Origin of the sequence: Spiroplasma ixodetis (assembly GCF_040369795.1) — a bacterium.
GTDB lineage: Bacteria > Bacillota_I > Bacilli_A > Mycoplasmatales > VBWQ01 > Spiroplasma_E > Spiroplasma_E ixodetis_B.
The window spans coordinates 481,357-496,935 of record NZ_AP028955.1 but is presented as its reverse complement, the minus strand read 5'-3'; the positions used below and the strand labels follow the sequence as shown (position 1 = coordinate 496,935).

The following is a 15,579-nucleotide window of genomic DNA, read 5'->3' as shown; positions in this document are numbered from 1 at the left end:
ACTTGGATAGTCATTATTTTTAATAAGAATATTCTAGTGAGTGGTGATAAGTCTAAAAGTTGAGTAATATATAGTTAACTAAAGTAATGTTTACTCATATATTGAAAAACAAAATCAATAGCTTTTTTAATATTTGGTCAATAATTTGGTAATATTTTTCTTATATTATGTTTTATAGCAAATCAAAAATGTTCAACTGGATTTAAATTAGGAGAATATGGTGGAAGAAATAATAGTTTTCATCCAGCATTTTCAATTAATTGTTGTGTTAATTTAGATTTATGAAACGTTGTATTATCTAAAACTATAATTTGTCCACGCTTTAATACTGGAATTAGTATATTTTTTACATATGATTCAAAAATTTTACTGTTGCAATGTCCTTCAAATGCTCATAGGGCTTTTAATTTACCTTTATTTAGTGAACCAATTATACTCATTATTTTTATTTTATATGCGGGTTTATTATCAAATAATCTTTTACCTTCTTCAGATCAACCATATTTATTAAATTTGGAATGGCAATCTTTTTTAGGACTGTTTTTCGGTAGACATTTGTGCTTGATGTTTTATGGGAGTTAAGTAGTTTAGAGTGCTGTGGATTCTTATGTTGTTGTATCAATTGATATAATCAAATAATTATAATTTTAATTTGATTAATGATGTAAAATTTTTATCATTAATAAATTCTGTTTTGAAAGTTGCTTCAGCAACAGCGTTATCATAAGGACAACCTTTTTTGCTTAAAGAGCGGGTAATATTGAATGCTAATAAAAGTTTATCAATAGTTTTATTATTAAATTCATTACCGCGATCGCTATGAAATATTTGAATATCTTTTAAACAACGATTTGAGCACATAAATGTTTGATATAATAATGACGAATCTTTTTTAGTACCTACACTATGTCCAATAATTTCGCGATTGTACAGGTCGATTAATAAGCAAATATAGTTTCATTTACCATTAACTTGAACATAAGTTAAATCACTAACAATAACTTCATTTTTAAGCCTATTATTAAAGTCTCTATTAACAAGATTAGTAATTTGACTATCATTGACTTTATTATGATAATTTTTGTATGATAATTTAGTTTATTTTGATATTAAATTATGTTTATTCATAATTTTTTTAATTTTTCGTCTTGATAAATTAATTTTCTTTTCTTTTAGAACAACTTTTAATCTTCTTGTTCCATAAGCTTCTTTATTTTCTTTAAAAGCACTAATAACAACTTCATCATACATATTATTTTGAATTTTATCTTCTTTTTTCTTCAAATTAAAATAATATGTTGATTTAGATATTTTTAAAAAACGATACATTGTGCGAATTTTATATTTAACTTTATTTTTAGTAATAATTTCTATTTTCTGCCTATTATTAGTGCTGCTTGCTTTAAAATATCATTTTCCATTCTTAATTGTTTTAATTATTTTCTTAATTTAATTAATTCATTTTCTTCAACAGAACGGTTATCTTTGGTTTTAAAACTGCCTGAATTAGTAAATTGCTTAATTCAATTATAAGTAGCTGCTCTTGTAACATTGTACTCTTTAGCAAGACAAGACACTGACTTACCACTTTGATATAAAGCTACTATTTGTTTTTTAAATTAATCTGAATATGAGTTAATATTGGCCATAATTATAATTCCTTTCTTTTAACTAATTTGTTCACTTGTCTACGTAATTAGTGTCCAATAAAGTGTAACCCATCCACTTTCTAGTAATATTAAACACTTTACAAATTTCTTTAATTTTCATGTTTTTACTTTCATAGGCTTCTATTACTTTTCTTCGTAAGTCTTCACTGTATGGTTTTGGCATAATTTAATCTTCCTAATCTATTTTAAATATTGCTGAATTGTACTTTTAAATTCAAAAACTGTTTAAATTACATATTATTATTTTACATTATTTATGAGTAAACATTACTTTAGTTAGCTATATGTGATAAAATTTAAAAATAGTACATAAAGAAATAAAAGCCTTTGTATATTATAATGATTTTATATATTTATGTTATAATCAAGAAAATTATTATTACTATTAAAAATAAATCAGTATTGGAATTTTTTAAATATTAATTTGTGGGTGCTTTAATGACAAGAATGGAAAAGTATAAAAGTTTACGTGAACAAATTGCTAAAGAAATTAAAGAAAATAGTAAACTTTGAGAACAAGAACAAAAAATAGAAAATTATTATCAGCAACTAATAAAAATTGATCAATCATATTTTGAGCCAATTTTTCAAAAATTAAATTCTGATTTAAATTTAGTTAATTTTGAAAATTATTTTATTAAAAATAATGAACAACATTTAGATGATAATGATAAATTAATATTGGAAAATATGTTAGAAAATATTAATAATATTTTAAAAAAATATAGTGAAAATATTGATTTTGAAATAGTTGATGTGCCATTAATAAGCACTAACTTGGAGTATCAAACGTTAATTAATAGTATGCATAATAAAATAAATGAATTTCAAAAAGACTTAGAAAGTAAAATTCATGATGTCAAAAATTTTGTTAAAAATTTAGAATTTAAATATAAAAAGTATAAAATAAATAATAGTGATCTTAATAAAGGGCTAAAAGAAATTAATCAAGAACATAATAATTTTCAAGATGAATTACAAAAAATTAAAATTAAGCATAATTATAAATGAAGTTTAACAGTATTTAGTGTTATCATTATTTGTTTAATTTTAATAGTCATGTTAGTATTATCATTAATATTATTTATTAAGTAGAGAATGGAGAAAAACAATGTACCCAAAGATTAATATTGCAATAGATGGTCCAGCAGCTAGTGGTAAATCAGCGGCAGCATATTTGCTTTCTAAAAAAATTGATTATCAATTTATGGATACAGGAATTATGTATCGTAGTTTTACTAATCATTGTTTAAAAAATAAAATTGCTTTTGAAAGTGAAGAATTAATACTTGCAGCACTACAACTTTTTGATATAAGATGGGTTAATGGTCATTTTTTATTTAATGATCAACCACTAACAGAAGAAATTTATGATAAAAATGTTACTAGTAAAGTGCCAATAATTGCTTCGTTATCTGAAGTTAGAAAAGTTATGGTTGCTAGAATTCAAGAAATGGTTAGAAGTCAAGGCTTTATTGTCGTTGGCAGAGATATTAGTAGTGTTGTTTTGCCTGATGCTCAATTAAAGATTTTTTTAACTTCTAGTTTACACGCTCGTAGTGAAAGAAGATATAAACAGTATATTAAAGAGGGTATTAATATTACGCAAGAACAAGTATATAACGATATGGTAATTCGTGATAATGTTGATAAAACTCGTAGCACTGGGCAACTAGTAATTGTTGAAGATGCAGTTATTTTAGATAATAGTGATTATAATTTACAAACCACCGTTGATAAATTAAAAATTTTATATGATAATTACTTTAGTCATAAAAAATAATATTTTAAATATAAGGATTTGAATAAAATGAATAAGTTACAAAAAGTAGTAATTGTAGGACGCCCTAATGTTGGTAAATCTTCAATTTTTAATCGTATATTAAAAAAAAAGTAGCAATAATTGAAGATATGCCTGGAGCGACTAGAGATCGAATTTATGGCATTGGTGAATGATTAACACAAAATTTTGTGATTATTGATACGGGTGGTATTACTAAAACGATTACTAATTTTACTCAAAAAATCAATCAACAAGTTAATATCGCTTTAGCTGAGGCTGATATTGTTTTATTTGTTTGTTCTTATCAAGAAGGTCTAACTCACGAAGATGAAGATATTGCCAAATTATTATACAGAACTAAGAAACCGGTTATTATTATTGCAAATAAATATGATAATGTCCAAAAAGATAATGATAAAATTTATGATTATTTAAAAGTTGGCTTTGGCGAACCAATTTTAGTATCTGCTAGTCATGGTGTTGGTTTTGGTGATTTATTAGATATGATAATTACTAAGTTACCAAAAGAGGTTCATACAGAAAAAAAAGAAAATATTAATTTGGCAATTATTGGCCGTCCCAATGTTGGTAAATCAAGTTTAGTTAATACTATTCTTCAAGAGAATAGAGTTATTGTTTCACCAATAGCAGGAACAACAACTGATGCTATTGATAGTAATTTTGTTTATAATAAAAGACAATATTGTGTTATTGATACTGCGGGAATTCGTAGAAAAGGAAAAATTACTGAAGATTTAGAAAAATATAGTTTAATTAGAACTACTAATGCCATTGAACGTAGTGATATTGTTTTGTTTTTATTAGATGGTAGTGTTGAAATTCAAGAACAAGATTTAACAATAGCAGGAATGGCAAAAAATTTAGATAAGCCAGTTATTATTATTGTTAATAAATGAGATTTAGTTAAAAAAAATGAAAAAACAATGCAAGAGTTTACTAAAAAAATAAAAGAAAAATTTAAATATCTTGAGTATTCTTTTGTTGTATATTTATCTGCTTTAGAAAATACTAGAATTCATAATTTATTTGCTACTATTAATGAAGTATTAGTTAATATGAATTTAAGAATTAAAACAAGTATTATTAATGAAATAATTAATAAAGCTCAATTAATTAATGAGCCGCCTTACTTTAAAGGTGGTAGATTAAAGATATATTACACAACACAGGTTGAAAAAAATCCGCCTACTTTTATTTTAATGGTAAATGATCCACAACGATGTCATTTTTCTTATGAACGTTTTTTAATTAATCAAATTCGTGAACGATTTGGTTTTCAGGGTGTACCAATTAAATTAAGATTTAGAATGCGTAAGTCATTGTATAATAAACAATAAAAAAGTGTAAAATTTTGTGATTATATTTATTTTAAAGAAAATTATTTATTTATTTTATTTAAAAGAAAATTACGTAAAGAAAGGACCCTGATTAACGAGCAATTTTTATTTAAAGCAAAAAAAGTTACATATCAAGTTTTTCATTTTTGAAATAAAGTTCTTTATATATTTTTAATGTTTTGTGCAACAGTTGTTGCCATTGTTCTATTATCAGTTTCAATAAGTTCAATGTTTTAATTTTGAAAAATTAAGAAAAAGTTTTAAGAAGGGGTTAAAATATGGGTTTAGTTTTCTGAAAAAAACATAAAGAAAAAAATCAAACAAAAAATAGTAATATTGAATTAAAAACCTCAAAAGAAAAAAGTCCTTGAAATAATGTTTTAAAATTTTTACAAGTGGAATGACAACCTTTTTTAGGACTGTTTTTTGGTAGACATTTGTGATTGGTGTTTTATGGGGGTTAAGTAGTTTAGAGTGCTGTGGATTCTTATGTTGTTGTATCAATTGATATAATCAAATAATTATAATTTTAATTGGATTAATGATGTAAAATTTTTATCATTAATAAATTCTGTTTTGAAAGTTTTTAAAGTTGCTTCAGCAACAGCGTTATCATAAGGACAACCTTTTTTGCTTAAAGAGCGGGTAATATTGAAGGCTAATAAAAGTTTATCAATAGTTTTATTATTAAATTCATTACCGCGATCGCTATGAAATATTTGAATATTTTTTAAACAACGATTTGAGAACATAAATGCTTGATATACTAATGATGCATCTTTTTTAGTGACTACACTATGTCCAATAATTTCGCGATTGTACAGGTTGATTAATAAGCAAATATAGTTTCATTTACCATTAACTTGAACATAAGTTAAATCACTAACAATAACTTCATTTTTAAGCCTATTATTAAAGCCTCTATTAACAAGATTAGTAATTTGACTATCATTGACTTTATTATGATAATTTTTGTATGATAATTTAGTGTATTTTGATATTAAATTATGTTTATTCATATTTTTTTTAATTTTTCGTCTTGATAAATTAATTTTCTTTTCTTTTAGAACAACTTTTAATCTTCTTGTTCCGTAAGCTTCTTTATTTTCTTTAAAATCACTAATAACAGCTTCATCATACATATTATTTTGAATTTTATCTTCTTCTTTCTTGAAATTAAAATAATATGTTGATTTAGAGATTTTTAAAAAACGACACATTGTACGAATTTTATATTTAACTTTATTTTTAGTAATAATTTCTATTTTCTGCCTATTATTAGTGCTGCTTGCTTTAAAATATCATTTTCCATTCTTAATTGTTTTAATTCTTTTCTTAATTTAATTAATTCATTTTCTTCAACAGAACGGTTATCTTTGGTTTTAAAACTGCCTGAATTAGTAAATTGCTTAATTCAATTATAAGTAGCTGCTCTTGTAACATTGTACTCTTTAGCAAGACAAGACACTGACTTACCACTTTGATATAAAGTTACTATTTGTTTTTTAAATTCATCTGAATATGAGTTAATATTGGCCATAATTATAATTCATTTCTTTTAACTAATTTGTTCACTTGTCTACGTAATTAGTGCCCAATAAAGTGTAACCCATCCAGTTTTTTTAATTGGTAATATATTATTTTTATAAATATTTTGTATTCCTTGATATCCCAAATCACCGATAATTATTGTTTTTTCTTAAAATTCAAGATTTGAATTTTTTAATATTTGAAAATCATGTACTTTTCCATTATCAGCAAAAATATCAACAATTTTTTTATTAAAAAAGTCATATATAATTTGAAATTTTATAGAAAACATTCAACTTTTACCAGAAAAATATTCTAACTGTAGTTTTTTTTAGTTGGTCTTTCAATTTCAATTTCAGTTGAATCAATTAAATAAAATTGAAATTCATTTAAATCTTCTTGTTTTTTCTCAATTTTTGATTTATATTTTGTTTTTAAAAACTGATAATCTTTGTCATCACTAAGTTTATTTTCTACTCAAGTAATATTTCGAAAACAACTTGATGAACTCATTTTATATTTAATACTCATTTGGAAAAAAGTATAATATTCTTTTCAGTATACTAAAGTCATCATCAATCTTTCTTCAACTGAAAGTTTATATTTTCTACCTTTAGTTTTTTTTAAATTTTCTATTTCAATTAATTTTGTTAACATTTCATCAAAATGAAAACGTTTTATACCAAAATATCTATAAAATTGTTCATTTTTTAATTTTTTTAAATTTTCAAAATTCATTTTTATCAACACCTTATTAATTTATTAATAAAGAAATTATAAAATAAATTTTAAATTATTAATTGACTTTTAAAAAATTTATTTACGGAATATGTCTATTGATGAATCTGGAATTGATGATAATGAATTTTATAAATATGGTTGATCTGAAAAAGGTAAAAGATTATTTGATAATAAATCCGCATATAAAATAAAAAGAATGAGTATAATTGGTTCACGAAATAAAGGTAAATTAAAAGCCCTATGAGCATTTGAAGGACATTGCAACAGTAAAATTTTTGAATCATATGTAAAAAATATACTAATTCCAGTATTAAAGTGTGGACAAATTATAGTTTTAGATAATGCAACGTTTCATAATTCTAAATTAACACAACAATTAATTGAAAATGCTGGATGCAAACTATTATTTCTTCCACCATATTCTCGTAATTTAAATCCAATTGAACATTTTTGATTTGCTATAAAACATAATATAAGAAAAATATTACCAAATTATTGACCAAATATTAAAAAAGCGATTGATTTTGTTTTTCAAGATATGAGTAAGCATTACTTTAGTTAGCTATAGATATGCAGCTTCTTTTGCATATAAATGAATATTTTGTTTTGAAACTTTTATGTGTGTTCGGAAAGTTCATCGGATGTGTTTTCATGCAGATTCAATCTGGTTTGTGTTTACACCTGTTGATGACACATACCCAACTTCATGATTTACGATTTCATGTTTGTGATAGAAGTTTTTGAAACTTCCATATCCCTTCCAAGAATCCGTAAATAGACAACACCCAGTAGAAATGTGTTTCAATACAAATCATAAAAGGTTTTTCTCATCTGCTTTTTTCAATACTTTCACAATTAGTTTGTTGTTGGTTTTCTCATAAACTCCAACAATCAAGGTTTTATTCAACAAGGATCTTACTTGTTTTTTTAAAACCTACATGTGAAAGATACATTTCATCCATCTGCGCTGTGCCATCATCAATGAACCCTGCATCTTGATTCCAAATTCTAGTTCTGATTTCATGACCCATTCTTCAAGCTGTTTTATATGTCACACCCAATTCCCTTGCAACATCTGTTGATGGTATACCATGCTTTGTGTTTATTCATCTAAAGATGAGATAAAAACAAGATGTCAAAGGTGTTTGTGACTTGTGAAAAACGGTGTCATGAAGAATACTAAATGTTTGATGACATTTCAAACATCTTATTCTTCTCAAATCAGAAACATTCAAACTAGAAGAAGCACACCTGATACATTTCATTAATTTCAACTTCGCTATATATTTCAAACAATCGTTTTCATTTTGAAATATGCTATTGAATTCATTTCAATTCATTTTTTCCTCCACACTAGTACATGTGGGAATAATTTCCTATTTTTTTATTAAAAAAATTAGTTCGTGTAATGACTTAAATAAGCTAAATAAACTAAGAGAGCAATTAAATAATAATTTTGAAATATTAAAACATTTTAAATCAATTTGTGAAAATCATCAATTAGGTGTATTAAATATTTATAACTTTATTGCTGATCAATCAAAATATTTTGTTACTGATGAAGATTGCGATAATAAAATTAGTTTAACAAGCAATGAATATGAAAAAAATAAGGACATAATGTCAAGAGAAAATAAATTTAAGGATATTTTAGTTAAAGATAGTAATTCTGAAATTCCATATATAGCTAACTAAAGTAATGTTTACTCATAAATAATGTAAAATAATAATAGACATATTCCGTAAATAAATTTTTTAAAAGTCAATTAATAATTTAAAATTTATTTTATAATTTCTTTATTAATAAATTAATAAGGTGTTGATAAAAATGAATTTTGAAAATTTAAAAAAATTAAAAAATGAACAATTTTATAGATATTTTGGTATAAAACGTTTTCATTTTGATGAAATGTTAACAAAATTAATTGAAATAGAAAATTTAAAAAAACTAAAGGTAGAAAATATAAACTTTCAGTTGAAGAAAGATTGATGATGACTTTAGTATACTGAAAAGAATATTATACTTTTTTCCAAATGAGTATTAAATATAAAATGAGTGCATCAAGTTGTTTTCGAAATATTACTTGAGTAGAAAATAAACTTAATGATTACAAAGATTATCATTTTTTAAAAACAAAATATAAATCAAAAATTGAGAAAAAACAAGAAGATTTAAATTAATTTCAATTTTATTTAATTGATTCAACTGAAATTGAAATTGAAAGACCAACTAAAAAAAACTACAGTTATAATATTTTTCTGGTAAAAGTTCAATGTTTTCTATAAAATTTCAAATTATATATGACTTTTTTAATAAAAAAATTGTTGATATTTTTGCTGATAATGGAAAAGTACATGATTTTCAAATATTAAAAAATTCAAATCTTGAATTTTCAGAAAAAACAATAATTATTGGTGATTTGGGATATCAAGGAATACAAAATATTTATAAAAATACTATATTACCAATTAAAAAAACTAAAAATAAAAAATTAACTAAACAAGAAAAAATCTACAATAAAATTATTTCAAAAATTAGAATTAAAGTTGAACATGTTTTTGCTTGATTAAAAAGATTCAAAATTTTAATAAATAAATGTAGAAAAAGTATATTTAGACTTATGTACTTAAGATTTAACTTACTTTGTGAAATTTTTAATAAAACAAAACCATTAAAATAAAAAAATATTTTTAATATTTTTTTAAAAATTTAAATTTTTATCAAGTTAATATAAAAATAATATTAACAATTTTTGTGTTTGAAATATAAATTTATTTTTAAAGTATTTTTTTAAAAATATTAACTTCTATAATTATTAACACTAAAAAATTTATAAATATTATTATTGACAATTGATTAAATTTATTTACGGAATATGTCTAATGATGAAAAAAAGAAAATATAAAAGATGAGGGGAGAAATATTATGAAAAAACTACTAAATATCTTGAGTTCTATTATTTTAACATCAATAACAAGCGCCAGTGCTATTAGTTGTGGCAAACCAGACTTTCCAATTGTAAAAAAATGATATTTCAGATAAAATAAAAAAATAGACATATTCCGTAAATAAATTTTTTAAAAGTCAATTAATAATTTAAAATTTATTTTATAATTTCTTTATTAATAAATTAATAAGGTGTTGATAAAAATGAATTTTGAAAATTTAAAAAAATTAAAAAATGAACAATTTTATAGATATTTTGGTATAAAAGGTTTTCATTTTGATGAAATGTTAACAAAATTAATTGAAATAGAAAATTTAAAAAAAACTAAAGATAGAAAATATAAAATTTCAGTTGAAGAAAGATTGATGATGAATTTAGTATACTGAAAAGAATATTATACTTTTTTCCAAATGAGTATTAAATTTAAAATGAGTGCATCAAGTTGTTTTCGAAATATTACTTGAGTAGAAAATAAACTTAGTGATGACAAAGATTATCAGTTTTTAAAAACAAAATATAAATCAAAAATTGAGAAAAAACAAGAAGATTTAAATGAATTTCAATTTTATTTAATTGATTCAACTGAAATTGAAATTGAAAGACCAACTACAAAAAACTACAGTTAGAATATTTTTCTGGTAAAAGTTGAATTTTTCTATAAAATTTCAAATTATATATGACTTTTTTAATAAAAAAATTGTTGATATTTTTGCTGATAATGGAAAAGTACATGATTTTCAAATATTAAAAAATTCAAATCTTGAATTTTCAGAAAAAACAATAATTATTGGTGATTTGGGATATCAAGGAATACAAAATATTTATAAAAATACTATATTACCAATTAAAAAAACTAAAAATAAAAAATTAACTAAACAAGAAAAAATCTACAATAAAATTATTTAAAAAATTAGAATTAAAGTTGAACATGTTTTTGCTTGATTAAAAAGATTCAAAATTTTAATAAATAAATGTAGAAAAAGTATATTTAGACTTATGTACTTAAGATTTAACTTACTTTGTGAAATTTTTAATAAAAAAAACCATTAAAATAAAAAAATATTTTTAATATTTTTTTAAAAATTTAAATTTTTATCAAGTTAATATAAAAATAATATTAACAATTTTTGTGTTTGAAATATAAATTGATTTTTAAAGTATTTTTTTAAAAATATTAACTTCTATAATTATTAACGCTAAAAAATTTATAAATATTATTATTGACAATTGATTAAATTTATTTACGGAATATGTCTAATGAAAGAACTTGTTGATCAAAACCATCAAATCTTCTTTGTCTTTTCGCAACTATTACTGGCTCAAAATTACTATTACGATCTCGTGGTACATTAATCTCAATTTTACCTTGTTGGGTTATTAATTTTTTTGAACTTATACCATTGCGAGCATTTTCACTAGTATTATGTTGATTTTTTTCATATCCTAAATAATTTTGAATTTCAGAATTCAACATTTTTTCAACTAATCTTTTTGTTAATTCTTTATATAAACCTCCCTCTTTAAAAACTGTTGTTAAATCTTCAGTATTTTCTAGTAATAAATCTACTGCTTTTGATATCGGATCATTATTATTAATATTTCGTTTTTTAGACATATAGCTAACTAAAGTAATGTTTACTCATAAATAATGTAAAATAATAATATGTAATTTAAACAGTTTTTGAATTTAAAAGTACAATTCAGCAATATTTAAAATAGATTAGGAAGATTAAATTATGCCAAAACCATACAGTGAAGACTTACGAAGAAAAGTAATAGAAGCCTATGAAAGTAAAAACATGAAAATTAAAGAAATTTGTAAAGTGTTCAATATTACTAGAAAGACTTTATTCTTATGAAGAAAAAGAAAAAAAGAAACTGGGCATATAAAACCAATTTTGAATTATCAAAAAGGACATAGCCACAAAATAAAGGATTTAGATGAATTAAAAAATTATTTAGCGCAAAATAAAGATGTTACAGTTCAAAAAGTAATTGAAAAATTTGGTGATATGACTAAAGAAACAGTTTATAACTGTTTGAAAAAACTAAATTATACATATAAAAAAACTTTTCTATATGAACAAAGAGATAAAAATAAACAAGAAGATTTTTTAAAAGAAATAGCTAAAATAATGAATGAAGATTTAGTATATATTGATGAATCTGGAATTGATGATAATGAATTTTATAAATATGGTTGATCTGAAAAAGGTAAAAGATTATTTGATAATAAACCCGCATATAAAATAAAAAGAATGAGTATAATTGGTTCACTAAATAAAGGTAAATTAAAAGCCCTATGAGCATTTGAAGGACATTGCAACAGTAAAATTTTTGAATCATATGTAAAAAATATACTAATTCCAGTATTAAAGCGTGGACAAATTATAGTTTTAGATAATGCAACGTTTCATAAATCTAAATTAACACAACAATTAATTGAAAATGCTGGATGCAAACTATTATTTATTCCACCATATTCTCCTAATTTAAATCCAATTGAACATTTTTAATTTGCTATAAAACATAATATAAGAAAAATATTACCAAATTATTGACCAAATATTAAAAAAGCGATTGATTTTGTTTTTCAAGATATGAGTAAACATTACTTTAGTTAGCTATATGTCTACTATAAAAAACTTGATTATTATATGATTTAATATTACTTTTATTAAAAGATTCCTTGGAATGGCAACCTGGAATGGCAACATTTTTTAGGACTTTTTTTTTGGTAGACATTTGTGCTTGGTGTTTTATGGGGGTTAAGTAGTTTAGAGTGCTGTGGATTCTTATGTTGTGGTATCAATTGATATAATCAAATAATTCTAATTTTAATTGGATTAATGATGTAAAATTTTTATCATTAATAAACTCTGTTTTGAAAGTTTTGAAAGTTGCTTCAGCAACAGCGTTATCATAAGGACAACCTTTTTTGCTTAAAGAGCGGGTAATGTCGAAGGCTAATAAAAGTTTATCAATAGTTTTATTATTAAATTCATTACCGAGATCGCTATGAAATATTTGAATATCTTTTAAACAACGATTTGAGCACATAAATGCTTGATATACTAATGATGCATCTTTTTTAGTATAGCTAACTAAAGTAATGTTTACTCATAAATAATGTAAAATAATAATATGTAATTTAAACAGTTTTTTAATTTAAAAGTACAATTCAGCAATATTTAAAATAGATTATGAAGATTAAATTATGCCAAAACCATACAGTGAAGACTTACGAAGAAAAGTAATAGAAGCCTATGAAAGTAAAAACATGAAAATTAAAGAAATTTGTAAAGTGTTCAATATTACTAGAAAGACTTTATTCTTATGAAGAAAAAGAAAAAAAGAAACTGGGCATATAAAACCAATTTTGAATTATCAAAAAGGACATAGCCACAAAATAAAGGATTTAGATGAATTAAAAAATTATTTAGCGCAAAATAAAGATGTTACAGTTCAAAAAGTGATTGAAAAATTTGGTGATATGACTAAAGAAACAGTTTATAACTATTTCAAAAAACTAAATTATACATATAAAAAAACTTTTCTATATGAACAAAGAGATAAAAACAAACAAGAAGATTTTTTAAAAGAAATAGATAAAATAATGAATGAAGATTTAGTATATATTGATGAATCTGGAATTGATGATAATGAATTTTATAAATATGGTTGATCTGAAAAAGGTAAAAGATTATTTGATAATAAACCCGCATATAAAATAAAAAGAATGAGTATAATTGGTTCACTAAATAAAGGCAAATTAAAAGCCCTATGAGCATTTGAAGGACATTGCAACAGTAAAATTTTTGAATCATATGTAAAAAATATACTAATTCCAGTATTAAAGCGTGGACAAATTATAGTTTTAGATAATGCAAAGTTTCATAAATCTAAATTAACACAACAATTAATTGAAAATGCTGGATGCAAACTATTATTTCTTCCACCATATTCTCCTAATTTAAATCCAATTGAACATTTTTGATTTGCTATAAAACATAATATAAGAAAAATATTACCAAATTATTGACCAAATATTAAAAAAGCGATTGATTTTGTTTTTCAAGATATGAGTAAAGATTACTTTAGTTAGCTATATGTACTTAAGATTTAACTTACTTTGTGAAATTTTTAATAAAACAAAACCATTAAAATAAAAAAATATTTTTAATATTTTTTTAAAAATTTAAATTTTTATCAAGTTAATATAAAAATAATATTAACAATTTTTGTGTTTGAAATATAAATTTATTTTTAAAGTATTTTTTTAAAAATATTAACTTCTATAATTATTAACACTAAAAAATTTATAAATATTATTGTTGACAATTGATTAAATTTATTTACGGAATATGTCTAATGTATTAATTTAGAAGAATTATCTGCAAATACAAAATCAGATTTCTTGGCTAAATTAGAAGAAAAAATAAGAAAATTACCAAATTTAAGCACGATAACAACTAATGATTATGATGTTTATAAATCAGAAACTACAATAAATATACAAGATAGTGCTATTAATAACTCCTTATTTTTAAACGTTAAAATTGTAGCTAAAGGAGAAAATTTTACTGGAAAAAAAGACAATATTACAGTTAACTATATTCTTAGAGATCAAAAGATTAATTTAAATAGAAATGATTTAAAAAAACTTTAGAGTTTACAAAAAGTATGACCGGCGAAGATACATATTATACTATTCATTATCAAATTGAGAAGTAATCATGAGGTATTTATAAAAATACTGGTGAAATAAAAAATGATAAAAGCATATTAATTTCTATTTGAACTAATGAAGGAAAACAATTAGCAGATGATAGTATCATTAATTTGGCTAATATAAGCAATATTGATATAAAAATTAAAGTAACTGAAAAAAATAAGGCATTCGCAAAATTTGATTGGATAACAATAAGTAATTTAAGTATCATTGCAGATAGAAATGATTTATCTATCTTCCCAGCAGAGATTAATTTTAAGTGAGAAAATACTGATCAAATTATTGAAAATTTTAAGGGACAATTAGTTTATGAGTTGAGTGAAACAAAACCTAGTTTGATACGTTTAAAGTTAAAAGATGTAGAAATTACTAAAATTGATGGTTATCAAATAATAAGTAATGATATTAATGCAGTAATATTAGACATAAAAATAACTGCTAAATCAAATTCACGACTTTTTAAAGGTGAAAAAAATATAAAAGTAAATATAATGATTTTTTATACTTTCAAAGGATACATGAATGCTTATTCTTTAGCCATGAGAAATAATAAAAGTGATTGATATATAAGTACAGAAGTTCCAAATAGTTACAATAGCAAAGTTTATAAAAATGGTCAAGAAATAGCTCATTTAGATTCACAAGTTTTTTCGTTGGTAGCAGTGGGTAATGATTGATATGTCGGAACACAAACAGATTTAGTTAAAGGTAAGATTTATCAAAATGGTCAATAAATAGCTAATTTATGAGCACCTTTTGATTTATATGTTTGTGAAATTGGTTCATTAGTAATTAATGATAATTATTTATTTGCAGC

22 protein-coding genes and 4 pseudogenes are annotated in these 15,579 nt (G+C 22.6%); 16 read left to right on the top strand and 10 right to left on the bottom strand.

All coding sequences use genetic code 4. The annotated features are described in order from the left end of the window. Nucleotides 1-74: 74 nt before the first annotated feature. The 3 genes and pseudogenes from ABWV63_RS03540 to ABWV63_RS03530 form a co-directional block, all read right to left on the bottom strand. Nucleotides 75-440: a transposase gene (locus tag ABWV63_RS03540; RefSeq protein WP_353306834.1), complete on the bottom strand. Its 366-nt coding sequence runs from the start codon at nt 438-440 to the stop codon at nt 75-77. A 91-nt stretch (nt 441-531) separates the two neighbouring features. Beyond that, nucleotides 532-1,607: pseudogene (locus ABWV63_RS03535) on the bottom strand (IS3 family transposase). Between the two features lie 64 nt (nt 1,608-1,671). After that, nucleotides 1,672-1,833: a hypothetical protein gene (locus tag ABWV63_RS03530; RefSeq protein ID WP_353306833.1), complete on the bottom strand. Its 162-nt coding sequence runs from the start codon at nt 1,831-1,833 to the stop codon at nt 1,672-1,674. 275 nt (nt 1,834-2,108) lie between these two features. Between ABWV63_RS03530 and ABWV63_RS03525 the strand changes: the two genes are divergently transcribed. From ABWV63_RS03525 to ABWV63_RS03510, 4 genes and pseudogenes are all read left to right on the top strand, one after another. Then, nucleotides 2,109-2,765 (top strand): hypothetical protein, encoded by a 657-nt coding sequence (locus ABWV63_RS03525; RefSeq protein WP_353306832.1) that lies wholly within the window; start codon nt 2,109-2,111, stop codon nt 2,763-2,765. A 16-nt stretch (nt 2,766-2,781) separates the two neighbouring features. Further along, nucleotides 2,782-3,453, top strand: a complete 672-nt coding sequence (gene cmk / locus ABWV63_RS03520) for a (d)CMP kinase (protein WP_353306831.1) — start codon at nt 2,782-2,784, stop codon at nt 3,451-3,453. A 27-nt stretch (nt 3,454-3,480) separates the two neighbouring features. Further along, nucleotides 3,481-4,811 (top strand): annotated as a pseudogene (gene der, locus ABWV63_RS03515) (ribosome biogenesis GTPase Der). 278 nt (nt 4,812-5,089) lie between these two features. After that, nucleotides 5,090-5,275, top strand: coding sequence for a hypothetical protein (locus ABWV63_RS03510; RefSeq protein ID WP_353307258.1), 186 nt, complete (start codon nt 5,090-5,092; stop codon nt 5,273-5,275). Here ABWV63_RS03510 and ABWV63_RS03505 read toward each other — a convergent pair. From ABWV63_RS03505 to ABWV63_RS03495, 3 genes and pseudogenes are all read right to left on the bottom strand, one after another. Further along, nucleotides 5,225-6,351: pseudogene (locus ABWV63_RS03505) on the bottom strand (IS3 family transposase). The gene ABWV63_RS03510 and the pseudogene ABWV63_RS03505 sit on opposite strands and share 51 nt — an antisense overlap. Before the next feature lie 159 nt (nt 6,352-6,510). After that, on the bottom strand, nt 6,511-6,633 hold the full coding sequence (locus tag ABWV63_RS03500; RefSeq protein WP_353306830.1) for a hypothetical protein: 123 nt from the start codon (nt 6,631-6,633) through the stop codon (nt 6,511-6,513). Between the two features lie 23 nt (nt 6,634-6,656). Next, nucleotides 6,657-7,079, bottom strand: coding sequence for a transposase family protein (locus ABWV63_RS03495; protein ID WP_353306829.1), 423 nt, complete (start codon nt 7,077-7,079; stop codon nt 6,657-6,659). 91 nt (nt 7,080-7,170) lie between these two features. Here ABWV63_RS03495 and ABWV63_RS03490 point away from each other — a divergent pair, with 91 nt between their 5' ends. Beyond that, nucleotides 7,171-7,644, top strand: a complete 474-nt coding sequence (locus tag ABWV63_RS03490) for an IS630 family transposase (protein ID WP_353306828.1) — start codon at nt 7,171-7,173, stop codon at nt 7,642-7,644. On the opposite strand, the gene ABWV63_RS03485 is transcribed toward ABWV63_RS03490, so the two are convergent. Both ABWV63_RS03485 and ABWV63_RS03480 read right to left on the bottom strand, forming a co-directional pair. Beyond that, nucleotides 7,645-7,992: a transposase gene (locus ABWV63_RS03485; protein ID WP_353306827.1), complete on the bottom strand. Its 348-nt coding sequence runs from the start codon at nt 7,990-7,992 to the stop codon at nt 7,645-7,647. Then, complete coding sequence (locus ABWV63_RS03480; RefSeq protein ID WP_353306826.1) at nt 7,982-8,422, bottom strand: hypothetical protein; 441 nt, start codon at nt 8,420-8,422, stop codon at nt 7,982-7,984. The genes ABWV63_RS03485 and ABWV63_RS03480 overlap by 11 nt, the downstream gene beginning before the upstream one ends. A 22-nt stretch (nt 8,423-8,444) precedes the next feature. Here ABWV63_RS03480 and ABWV63_RS03475 point away from each other — a divergent pair, with 22 nt between their 5' ends. From ABWV63_RS03475 to ABWV63_RS03445, 7 genes are all read left to right on the top strand, one after another. Further along, nucleotides 8,445-8,777 carry a hypothetical protein gene (locus ABWV63_RS03475; protein ID WP_353306825.1) on the top strand — a complete coding sequence of 111 codons (333 nt, stop codon included), beginning with the start codon at nt 8,445-8,447 and terminating at the stop codon, nt 8,775-8,777. Between the two features lie 133 nt (nt 8,778-8,910). Then, nucleotides 8,911-9,084 carry a hypothetical protein gene (locus tag ABWV63_RS03470; RefSeq protein ID WP_353305528.1) on the top strand — a complete coding sequence of 58 codons (174 nt, stop codon included), beginning with the start codon at nt 8,911-8,913 and terminating at the stop codon, nt 9,082-9,084. Next, on the top strand, nt 9,069-9,263 hold the full coding sequence (locus ABWV63_RS03465; protein WP_353306824.1) for a transposase family protein: 195 nt from the start codon (nt 9,069-9,071) through the stop codon (nt 9,261-9,263). Before ABWV63_RS03470 ends, ABWV63_RS03465 begins: the two co-directional genes overlap by 16 nt. A 92-nt stretch (nt 9,264-9,355) precedes the next feature. Then, nucleotides 9,356-9,763: a transposase family protein gene (locus ABWV63_RS03460; RefSeq protein WP_353305654.1), complete on the top strand. Its 408-nt coding sequence runs from the start codon at nt 9,356-9,358 to the stop codon at nt 9,761-9,763. 245 nt (nt 9,764-10,008) lie between these two features. After that, complete coding sequence (locus tag ABWV63_RS03455; RefSeq protein WP_353306823.1) at nt 10,009-10,125, top strand: lipoprotein; 117 nt, start codon at nt 10,009-10,011, stop codon at nt 10,123-10,125. Between the two features lie 108 nt (nt 10,126-10,233). Further along, complete coding sequence (locus ABWV63_RS03450; RefSeq protein WP_353306822.1) at nt 10,234-10,656, top strand: transposase family protein; 423 nt, start codon at nt 10,234-10,236, stop codon at nt 10,654-10,656. A 19-nt stretch (nt 10,657-10,675) separates the two neighbouring features. After that, on the top strand, nt 10,676-10,936 hold the full coding sequence (locus ABWV63_RS03445) for a transposase family protein (protein WP_353306821.1): 261 nt from the start codon (nt 10,676-10,678) through the stop codon (nt 10,934-10,936). Nucleotides 10,937-11,267: 331 nt separating this feature from the next. Here ABWV63_RS03445 and ABWV63_RS03440 read toward each other — a convergent pair whose 3' ends face one another. After that, nucleotides 11,268-11,645, bottom strand: a complete 378-nt coding sequence (locus ABWV63_RS03440; protein ID WP_353306820.1) for a transposase — start codon at nt 11,643-11,645, stop codon at nt 11,268-11,270. 121 nt (nt 11,646-11,766) lie between these two features. Here ABWV63_RS03440 and ABWV63_RS03435 point away from each other — a divergent pair, with 121 nt between their 5' ends. Next, complete coding sequence (locus ABWV63_RS03435) at nt 11,767-12,546, top strand: IS630 family transposase (protein ID WP_353306819.1); 780 nt, start codon at nt 11,767-11,769, stop codon at nt 12,544-12,546. A 214-nt stretch (nt 12,547-12,760) separates the two neighbouring features. On the opposite strand, the pseudogene ABWV63_RS03430 reads toward ABWV63_RS03435, so the two are convergent. After that, nucleotides 12,761-13,072: pseudogene (locus ABWV63_RS03430) on the bottom strand (IS3 family transposase); the annotation flags it as partial. 175 nt (nt 13,073-13,247) lie between these two features. On the opposite strand from ABWV63_RS03430, the gene ABWV63_RS03425 reads away from it, so the two are divergent. The 3 genes from ABWV63_RS03425 (at nt 13,248) to ABWV63_RS03415 (ending at nt 15,496) form a co-directional block, all read left to right on the top strand. Further along, nucleotides 13,248-14,135: an IS630 family transposase gene (locus tag ABWV63_RS03425; protein WP_353306818.1), complete on the top strand. Its 888-nt coding sequence runs from the start codon at nt 13,248-13,250 to the stop codon at nt 14,133-14,135. A 312-nt stretch (nt 14,136-14,447) separates the two neighbouring features. After that, the gene (locus ABWV63_RS03420) at nt 14,448-14,699 is read left to right on the top strand and encodes a hypothetical protein (protein ID WP_353306817.1); all 252 of its coding nucleotides are present in this window, start codon (nt 14,448-14,450) and stop codon (nt 14,697-14,699) included. Nucleotides 14,700-14,872: 173 nt separating this feature from the next. Then, nucleotides 14,873-15,496 (top strand): hypothetical protein, encoded by a 624-nt coding sequence (locus tag ABWV63_RS03415; RefSeq protein ID WP_353306816.1) that lies wholly within the window; start codon nt 14,873-14,875, stop codon nt 15,494-15,496. Nucleotides 15,497-15,579: the final 83 nt, after the last annotated feature.